Source organism: Thermococcus sp. (genome assembly GCF_027012695.1).
In the GTDB taxonomy this organism is placed as follows: domain Archaea; phylum Methanobacteriota_B; class Thermococci; order Thermococcales; family Thermococcaceae; genus Thermococcus.
In genome coordinates this window covers 19003-27940 of sequence record NZ_JALUYR010000058.1, presented here as the reverse complement: position 1 = coordinate 27940, position 8938 = coordinate 19003, and the positions used below count along the sequence as shown (strand labels likewise).

Genomic DNA, 8938 nt, shown 5'->3' with positions numbered 1-8938 from the left:
AGCCTATAATCCTTCCAATGATTCCGGCCGATGTGTGGGGGGCGAGGCCTATGACAAGGTGGCCGACCAAATCTTCCATCTTCTCGGCGTTGTAGAACCTTGGTAAACCGTAGAACTTCTCGAGGAGATCATCTATGAAACGCGCAACCTTCAGGAGGTATTTTCCCGCTTCATAGGGGAGTATAACGTCCTGAACCTTAAGTTCAACTATCTGGTCGTCCCTCTCGAGGGGCTTCCCCTCGAAGTCGTGGGTATAGCCGAGCTCCCTCAACTTCTCAACGCTCACCCCGATTTCCCTCGGCTTGAAGTGGGTCACAGGCGCATCCGTGGCGTCAAAGCGAATGGTACCGTCTTTGAAGACGTAAACGTCGTTCTTAACCCTCAAAAGGCCCTTTTCGAGGGGTTCTGCCATTTTATGGCCCGAAGTCATTCCCTTGACGCCCTTGAGCCTGTCTATTCCGTAAACCTTCACGTTGTCCATGGCACGTCTGAGCAGTTCGGAGGGCTTTATCTCCCTCTCCGCGTAAGGCTTTAGTTCAACGTCGCAACGCGGACAGCGGAAGTTGAACTCCCTAGCCTCACTCTCGGGATAGTCGGCGTTGCACTTTGGACAGTGCCAGAGGAGTTCCTTTCGGGTTCCACAGACGGGGCAGAGGTGCTCCGGGCCGATATGACCGCAGTTAGGACACTTAAAGAAGGCTATCTCCACTCTGGCCGTTTTGCCCTCTTCCGCGGCCTTCTTTATGTCCCTGCTTGGGCCTCCGGCAAGGCCAATCGGGAAGAGCACCTGAACCGGGGGCTTCATCTTTCTTTCCTTGGCCTTCTCAGGACGACCCATTCTGGCCCCAATCCAGCTTATTCCCCTGTCGCGGAGCTTTATCCTGTTGTTCTCGTTGATAATGTCGATGACCATGAAGAAAGGTTTGGCCCTGAACTCCCACTCGAGGTTGCCGAGGGGCGTTAAGAGCGCGGCACTCCAGGGATAATCGACGACAATAACCTTCCTCCTGTCTTCCGTCCGTTCAAGCCGGTGCGGAAGTCCGAGGAGCTCAAGGTAGCGCTTTATGGTTTTGTCGTTGTCGAGTATTACCCTTCTCGCGAACTTGTTCTTCCTGAACTCGTCCCACTCGATTTGAGCGTTCACCAAAGCCCTCTGGAGTTCTTCAACTTCTTCCGGCTTAAGCGTGTTCCAGTAGAGGGTGTAGTAGGGGTGGAGTGGAATGTCCAGAACCTTTGAGAGGTGTATAGCCGTTTCAACGTCCGGCTTAACGCGGAGCGGGTCGCGGAGGAGTTTTCCAAGGAAGTCCTGGTCAATCTCAAGGTAATCAGCGGCCTCCTCAACGGCCTCGCGGGGGTTGTCTGAGAAGGGCTTCAGCTCGACCTCGTACAGTTCTTCAATCGCTTTAACCAGCTCCTGAACCCACCACTCCTCAACGTAGTTCGCTGGAAGAAGCGTCTGGTTGTTCTCCACGAAGTCACCGAAGTTAACCAGAGCATCCCCAACGTAAAGAATCTCCTCGATCTCCTTCCTCACCTTTAGAGCGGTCTCGTAGTCGTCCACCTTAACCACTGAGCCGTTCTTGAGTTTCACCACCGGCCCTTCAACCGTTGTCGCCGGCGTTGTTATGCAGCCCTTACCGGGTCTTTCAGTCTTCATCTGCGTTCCGATCGCTATGAACTCATCCAGGATCAGCATGGTGGCTGGATTGACGCTCCAGGTGGCGAAACCGCTAACGCGGGAACGGCCGTACCTCAACCTGAAGCCGCCGTTTGTGGAAGGCTCGGCAAAGAGTGGCCTGCCACCGATTATCTCCTTGGTGTACTTCTTGTTAGGGGCGATGTTGGCCCTAAACCTCTCGTAGAGCTCGTAGTAGAAGCCCTTCTCGACCTTCTCGGTCACTTCCTCCGTAACCCCTGAATCTTCAGCCTTGGATTCACTCGATTTGGAATCTTCCGAACCCTTGCCCTTCTCCTTGGCCTCGACGAACTCCTTTATCCAGTCCCAGCCTTCGATCCCCATCTTGTCTATGTATTTAACCAGCTTCTTGGCCTTCTGGAGGACACCCTCAGCAAGAACGAGGATCGCTCCGCCGCGCAGGTGGTTGGTCTCGACGCCGGGAACGTTTCTGTGGGAAACTTCAACCTTGTCAGTCTCTTCACCAGTTATCTCGATGGGGATGTTCTTCATGGCCAGCCTTACCTCGTCGGGCTCGGGGTGGTACTGCAATCTCGTGACGGCCCTGTGGTAGAGGTCAACCTCCTCAACCATTCTCTCTATGTGCTCCTCGCTCGGCTTGAAGCGGTCGAGGCCGAGCTTCTTCCTCACGTAGTCGCCGACGAGAACGCTGAGAGCTTGAGCGGTTCCGCCGGAGCTCCTTATCGGACCGGCGTAGTAGAGCGCGAGGTACTCGCTGTTGTCGGCCCAGGTGTTGCGCTTGATTTTAACGTCGGCTATTCCTTCCAGAGGAGCTGAGACTATTCCCTCGGTGAGGATCGCCAAAGCCGTTCTAACGGCCTGTTCCGCGTACTTCTCCCTGCTCCCCAGGTCACCGAACCTGCCCTCAATTATCTCATCGGCGATTTTAAGTGCCGCGAGCTCCTTACCGTATTCCTTAACCAGGGCCCTAATCCTCTCGGCAACGCCCTTGGGCCCCACAAGGCTCTCGACACGGCCGGCCATGTCCGTCGCCTGGGGAACCTCGACCTCCAGACTCGGATCCTTGCCCTGGGCGCGGGCCTTTCTCGCGGTTTCGTAGGCCCTGTCAATCTCACGCTGGAGTGATTCAAAGTAGGCCTTCATTTCAGGTGAGTAGAGCTCTTCCCCCATTCAAACCCCCTCGCAGAACCGCTCAAAGTTAACAACGGCCCTCAGACGGGCGGTTTCGACGTCTATTATCGGAACCCTCGCCGGGGTCGGGACTATGTTCACCATCTTCTGGAACTCGGTCTGAGCCTGCCAAGTGCCGCTGTTTATCAGAAAGACGCCGTTGTACATCCGGTACTCCATAACGTGAACGTGGCCCGTCTGGAAGAGGTCGGGGACGGACTCTATGACCAGCGTATCCTCTGGATCAGGAGCGATGGGAACCTTCTCGCCGAAGGTCGGGGCGAGGTGTCTGAGTTTGAGCAGATCAACCATTGCCTCCGCGGGGCGGTGGTGGCTCCTTTTCGGGATGAAATTGACGACGTCCTCTATTCCCCTCCCGTGGGCGATGAGAAAGTCCCTGCCGTGGAGCCGTATTACCGCGGGGTTGCTTATCATGACCGCGTTCTTGAGCTTGAAGAGGGGCTTTGCATACTCCTCGTAGAAACCAGGCTGCGGAAGGGCCGTTCTCGCCGCGTCGTGGTTGCCTGGGCCGATGAACATCGTTATGTGATCGGGAACGTTCCGCAGGAGGTTGTAGAGGGCCTCGTACTGGTCGAAGATGTCAGGGATGGCAAGCTCGTTGTACTGACCGGGGTAGATGCCAACGCCATCAACGACGTCACCGGCGAGCACCATGTACTTTATCCTGCTCACGAGCTCCTCCTCCTTCCCGTTGTTGACCTCGCCGTTGAGCCACTCGAGGAACTTCTCGAAGGCCCTCTCGCAGAACTTGTTGCTGCCAACGTGGATGTCGCTCAAAAGGATGGCGTAAACCTTCTCCTCCAGGGGCGGTTTCTCGCGTCTGTACCTGGGGACGTCAGGGAGGAAGATTTTGCTGGCAAAGAATATCCCCCTGCCCGAGTACCTGCCGCGGAAACCTATCACCGAGTCGGGCATTATCTGGAAGAACTTCTTGCTCTCCTCGTTGTTCCGGTTGATGAAGACCTTGATTATCCCCGTGCCGTCCTCGACCTCGAACATATACCCCTTCGCGGTCTCGCGCTTGCTGTTGACGAGACCGATAATCGTGACCTCCCCCTCGTCGTGAACGTAGCCCAGCTTTCCGATGTCTATGACGCTCCCGAGTTCGGGGTTCTCGCGGAGGATTCTGCGCATCTTTCTGAGCCTGCTCCGGAAGTAGTCAGTGTAGACCTTAATAACCAGCTCTCCCTCTTTGCTCGCGGCGTTCTTGACTTTAGGAACCTCGAACCTGACGTTCTTGACGTCAAAAACCATCTCCCATTCGTCCGGAATCTCCCTCGCGCGGTAGTGAAAGCCCTCCCTGGGGGTTATCACGACGTCGCTATAAACAGAGTAGCTCTTCTCCCCACCGGGAACCTCGTCAGAGGTGTAGGCTATGGGTATGCCATAGTCCCCGTATATTATCCTGGGCTTCACACCGTTGCCGTTCTCGTAGTACTCCTCGGAGTCGGCGTAGCCGTTGCCGTTTCCATTGAGATAACCATTGCCCGTTTCCAGGGTTTCTTCTGGAACGGAAATCTCAGACGGAGGTTTCGGTTCGGGGGGAGACTGTCCAACAGCCGATTCAATCCCGCCTCCTTCCCCATGCTCCCCAACTTCCACTGGAAGAGTTTTGCCAGACGCCCCCTCAATCCCCGTCTCCCCAGTGGTGGTTTCAAGGGGGGGCTGCTCTGAGGACGTCTCGATTTCAGCAGTTCCAGTGGAAACAGAGCTCTCCCCCCCAGAAAAGATGGCGGCTTCTTCCTTTAAACCGTCAGCAGAAGTCAATATCGGGGCGCTTTCAGGGGCAGTTCCAGTGGAAACAGAGGTCCCCCCACCGGGCTCCGACGGAGACTCCAGAGCCGGCGTCTCACCAACATCTGATGAAACAGGTGCGGAAACACCAGTAGGGGACACATGAGCGTTCTCTCCACCCACAGAAGACAGTTCCTCCGAGAACTCATCCCCTGACTCGCCGGACTTCCGAGTACCTCCTTCGACTGGAACCCCCATTGGAAGTATGCCCTTCTCCCTGAGGAACTCCCCTGCTATCGAGGAATCCACAACGAACGTTCCCCTGGCCTTGGTGAACTTTATCAGCTCGGCGAGGGTGAAGCCCTCTCCGTAGTGGTCGGAGAGGAGATAGTAGGCCGAGGGAGTTATGAGGTAGCGGTTGGCGAGCAGATCCTCAACCAGGCCCATTAGAGCAGCCTCCTCTGACGGGACATACTGACGGTCAGCACGGTCTGAAGCTGGGGATCGTGGCGGTATATGGTCTTGACCTTATAAGGGGTTACGTTCAGGCGGATCTCCTTCGTCCGTCCATAGCGCCCCTTGCTGACAACCTTGGCGTTGATTATGCCAAGCATGTCGAGTTCGTTGATTAAATCGCTGACGCGCCTCTGGGTGAGTGGCTCGAGGTCTATGTGGTCGCAGAGGGACTTGTAGACCGAGTAAACATCACCTGTGTTGGCCGGAAGTTCACCGTTTTCATCGAGCAGCACTATCGCGTAGAGCAGAACCTTGGAGTGGAGCGGGAGGGTCTTTATGACCTCCTCCATCGTGTCCTGCTCGATCTTCTCCTGGGCCCTCCAGACGTGCCTTTCAGTCACCTTGCTCGCCCCCTCGCGCTCCGCTATCTCGCCGGCAACGCGGAGCAAGTCTAAAGCGCGCCTCGCGTCGCCGTGTTCCCTGGCAGCTAATGCCGCACAGAGGGGAACCACACCGTCGTCGAGAACACCCTCGTTGAAGGCATCCCTGGCACGCTGCATGAGTATATCGCGAAGCTGGTTGGCGTCGTAGGGCGGGAAGACGACCTCCTCCTCGCTGAGACTTGAAAGAACGCGCGCATCCAAGTACTCCTTGAACTTGAGGTCGTTGGAGATGCCGATTATGCTCACCTTTGCCCTCGACAGTTCGGTGTTTATCCTCGTGAGGGAGTAGAGTATATCGTCGCCGCTCTTCTTGATGAGCTTGTCTATCTCGTCGAGGACTATGATGACGAAGCGCTCGCGGGCGTCTATGACCTCCTTGAGCTTGGCGTAAACCTCATCGGTCGGCCAGCCAACGAGGGGAACCTCAACGCCGCTCTCGGCTTTGAAATAGTTGACGATGTTAGCCAAGACACGGTACTGGGTGTCAACTATCTCGCAGTTGATGTAGATCACATCAACGGGGATGTCGTACTTGTCGGATATCTTCTTCAGCTCCTCGGTGACGAACTTGATGGTGACGGTCTTACCGGTACCGGTCTTTCCGTAGACGAAAACGTTTGAAGGAGTTTCTCCGCGGAGAACGGGAACGAGGATGTGAGCGAGTTCCTCTATCTGCTCGCGCCTGTGGGGGAGCTCCTTTGGAGTGTAACTGTGCCTGAGTACTTCCTTATTCTTGAAGATCTTCTTCGCGTGAAGGTACTTCTCGAAGATTGAGTCGAGGTAGCTGTCGTCCATGAACATCACCCGTTCCACCGGAAACCGGGGCCACCTGGACAAATCCGACGAATTCTATCGGACAATTTGACCATTCATTCAACCCAACCCAAATTGAGAGACATTTCATGATTGAAATGTCTGGCAAATTGTTATTCCGACGAGCACTATAATCTCAGTTCCAGGGGAAGCACCGGATACAGAGGAAAGCATAGGTACTCAAAGCCAGGGGTTTATATGCCTTGTTGAACAGGTGGATGTAAAAAACGCACCCCGGTTTGACCCGGGGAATCACCCGGCTGCAGGGGACATGGTTAAAAATATCCAACGTCGTCCCCCTGATCGGACGATTGGAGAACCCGATCCAGGAGCGCCCTGGCATCTTCGGGGGACATGCCCACCCTTACAGTGAGGAACCTGAGGAGTTCGTCCCTGCTGGCACCCTTCTGAAGCCTCTCAAAGACCATCCCCACTATACGGTCAAAGACCTCCTGGGCAAACTCCTCCTCGAGGCCCAGAGCAGAAACAGCGGATAAGAGACCTATCAGGAGGGACGTGAGGGCGTCGTTGAACTCCCCCTTGCCGAGGGTCTTTCGGTCGAGGTCCACGCGAAGGTAAACGTCGTCGTTCATTCCAGCGAGGAAGAATTTCATGAGGTTGACCTTACCGTTGAGCAGGAGAAGTGCGTGGTAAACCCTGAGCTTTTCGTCCTTTGTCATCGAGAAGGTCTCCATACCGAGTGGAACAGTCAGATAAACGAAATCTTCCGAAAACGTTACCAGCAGGGAAAAGGGCATCCTCGGGTGCTCTGCAACGTAGGTGTTGGGCTGGATCTCCCTGACGTTCCAGGGGAGGTCCACTATGTCCCTCGCGGTGTCACTCCCGCTCCGGAGCCACTCCAGGACTTTCGCCTTCACGTCATCCATTGGAACCACCGGGAAGAGTAGTCGTGGGGGTTAATTAACTTTGCACCGGAAGTCCCTGATGAAACCACCGGCTTCACGGTAAGGAGCAGGGCTCCACGGGAAACGGCGAAGGTTAGTGACCAGATATGGACATTGGATTTTTACATTGGCAAACTCTTCCTGTGGGGGGAAGAGATTTCCGCTGGAAGGACAATGTACACAAACATACAGCCAAAGAAGTACATCCTTGCCAATAGGAGTGCATCTGAAGAAAATGCATCTGATTAACTTTGAAGAAAATGAAAACAATGTCGTACCCCCCCCAGAGTTTCATTTCCACTGGAACCGGGTTAGGCCACTCTCCAAAACCATATCGTTCCTGGTGAAACTCTCCCGTTTTCTATGCGATTTTCAGTATTAATACTTTTCTTTGAACAATGTTCATTTTTATCCGGAGCTCTAAAGAAAAAATGGACAAATGTTCAAATTTTAAATAAGAGCTTTAAAAATACCCCATCTTTCTATTTGTCGTCTTACTTATAAACGGGTCTTTCTTTTGTAATGTGGTCCAAAAGCGTCCGTTTTCAAAACTGGGTTCCAGTGGAAATGAAACTCTGGGGGGTCTTTTAGATGGCCATCGAAAAAGACCTTTGTTTCCACTGGAAAAACTGCCCCATCAATGGTCCTCTTGGGGCATCGGTGATAGGTTTTTAAACCCCCGTTCAGAGGGGAGTCACATGATCCCGGTTCCCCTGGTGAGGAAACTACTTAGGGTGAAGATCAAAGTCGGGAGGAACAGACTCCTTCAGATCTCCCTGGCGGTGATCCTGCTGGCGTTTTTCTTTGCCGTTCTCTTCGCACACTTCGAGGGTGTTTCCCTCTACACTGCCTTTTACTGGGCCGTCATAACCATGGCGACCATAGGTTACGGTGACGTTACCCCCCAGACGAACGCCGGAAGGGCAGTCGCCATGGTTGCCGCCGTTGCCGGGATCTCCACCTTCACAGCCCTCGTTTCCGTCCTTGCCGAATACTTCATTTCTTCGTCTATCAGGAGGATGATGGGAATGCACCGCGTTAAATACTCCGGGCACTACGTTGTTATCGGACAGGGCAGCAGCATCGAGAGCTGCGTGAACGAGCTTCTCCTGGCGATGTCCAGGGGCGAGGCGGATACAAGGCCTGTTGTGGTCGTTTTTCCGAGCGAGGAAGAGCGCAAAAAGGTCAAGCTCCCAAAGGAAGTGGAGGTTCTCGTGGGTGATCCCGCAAACCGGGAGACCCTGGAGCGGGCGCACGTCCGGGAGGCATCTCACGTTATTCTCGCCCTGGAAGACGACTCCCGGTCTGTCTTCGCCACGCTGATGGTGAAGCGTATGTCAAGGGCTAGGGTTCTCGTGGAGGCCCTTAAATCCGAGAGCGTTGAGCTGCTCAAACAGGCGGGTGCCGACAGGGTTATACTGAGCAGGAGCTTTGCGGGAAGGTTACTCGCGAGTGCGGTCTTCGAGCCCGAGGTCGTTGATGTTATAGACGACCTTACAACCGCCCTGGGTCGTTACGATGTGGCGGTCATCTCTCGAAAGGATCTCTGGGGAAAGAGCTACGTTGAGGCCCTGCGGAAGCTCCACTCGGAATGCGGCTGTTTTCTGCTCGGTTACTACCTGGAGGGGCCTGTTCTGGCACCGCCATTGGATGAAATTATCCCCAAGGGTTCAAAGCTCATAGTCATTCGGCCGGCGGTTTCGTCCGATGGGGAGTGAAATGCCGAAAATCTGTTTTTC

General features: G+C 54.7%; 5 protein-coding genes. 1 reads left to right on the top strand and 4 read right to left on the bottom strand.

All coding sequences use genetic code 11. The features are described from left to right. The 4 genes from MV985_RS05240 to MV985_RS05225 form a co-directional block, all read right to left on the bottom strand. The coding region (locus tag MV985_RS05240; protein WP_297463930.1) for a DNA-directed DNA polymerase II large subunit at positions 1-2827 on the bottom strand (2827 nt) is incomplete at its 3' end. Continuing rightward, positions 2828-5029, bottom strand: a complete 2202-nt coding sequence (locus tag MV985_RS05235; protein WP_297463926.1) for a DNA-directed DNA polymerase II small subunit — start codon at positions 5027-5029, stop codon at positions 2828-2830. It abuts the gene before it with no gap. Beyond that, positions 5029-6276 (bottom strand): ORC1-type DNA replication protein, encoded by a 1248-nt coding sequence (locus MV985_RS05230; RefSeq protein ID WP_297463959.1) that lies wholly within the window; start codon positions 6274-6276, stop codon positions 5029-5031. The genes MV985_RS05235 and MV985_RS05230 overlap by 1 nt, the downstream gene beginning before the upstream one ends. A 293-nt stretch (positions 6277-6569) precedes the next feature. Next, entirely contained in the window at positions 6570-7181 is a 612-nt protein-coding gene (locus MV985_RS05225) for a DNA-binding protein (RefSeq protein ID WP_297463955.1), read from the bottom strand. Between the two features lie 716 nt (positions 7182-7897). Between MV985_RS05225 and MV985_RS05220 the strand changes: the two genes are divergently transcribed. Further along, positions 7898-8917, top strand: a complete 1020-nt coding sequence (locus MV985_RS05220; RefSeq protein ID WP_297463922.1) for an NAD-binding protein — start codon at positions 7898-7900, stop codon at positions 8915-8917. Positions 8918-8938 lie beyond the last annotated feature (21 nt).